Source organism: Absiella sp. AM29-15 (assembly GCF_003434225.1).
Classification (GTDB): domain Bacteria; phylum Bacillota_I; class Bacilli_A; order Erysipelotrichales; family Erysipelotrichaceae; genus Hoskinsella; species Hoskinsella hominis.
The window spans coordinates 434-1,244 of the sequence record NZ_QVFL01000051.1 but is presented as its reverse complement, the minus strand read 5'-3'; the positions used below and the strand labels follow the sequence as shown (position 1 = coordinate 1,244).

Below are 811 nucleotides of genomic sequence, written 5' to 3'. Positions count from 1 at the left end.
ACCATTTTCACGATATCTTCTCTTACCTCATCTACATTATGTTCTATATATTCAGCAATTTCATTCATTGGCCCTGTTTCTGTCCAATAATTTCGACAGACACCATCCGTTAACGCTGATGAAACAGAACGTGGATTAAATAAGCTAGTACCATCAGATTTATAGTAACCATCATACCATTTTTTTAATACTTCAAACGATGGTTTTGGATATTGTTGTGTTAATTCTTTCACTTCTTTTTCATCAAAACCAAAATAATCTTCATAAATAGTGTCATTCATGAAATTATATTCTCTAAACATATTCAATTCAGAACCGGTAGAATATTTTGCAATCGGTAATACACCTGTCATATATGCTAATTCTACATATGGCTGAGTTTTAAATAATCCTTTTAAAAATTCTAAATATGCTTTTTTATCCTTTTCTTGCATAAAATCTTTGTAAAAAATACTGTCCCATTCATCCATTATAAAGATAAATTTCTCATTTGTTTTTTCAAATAGATTTTGGATAGGTTCTCCAGGAACTTTTTCAATTCCATAACCTTTTTTCAAATCATCTTGCAAGCAGTATTTAATCCAGCTTATATATTCTTCATATGAATTACATGGATCAGGCAACCTACTAAAATCTATATAAATAACATGATGTTTATTGATATGTTCTTCATAAGACACTGTTTGTGCTATTCTCAAATCTTTAAATAATTCTCGTGTATCATACCCTTGCGTATAATAAGCCCCAAGCATATTTGCATTAATTGTTTTCCCAAATCTCCTTGGACGTGTAATACAAAAATAACAATCTT

The 811-nt window shown here is 29.5% G+C and carries 1 protein-coding gene; it reads right to left on the bottom strand.

Features of this window, described 5'->3' with window-relative positions; all coding sequences use genetic code 11:
* On the bottom strand, positions 1-752 hold a 752-nt coding region (locus DW761_RS20865; RefSeq protein ID WP_233513154.1), incomplete at its 3' end, for an AAA family ATPase.
* Positions 753-811 lie beyond the last annotated feature (59 nt).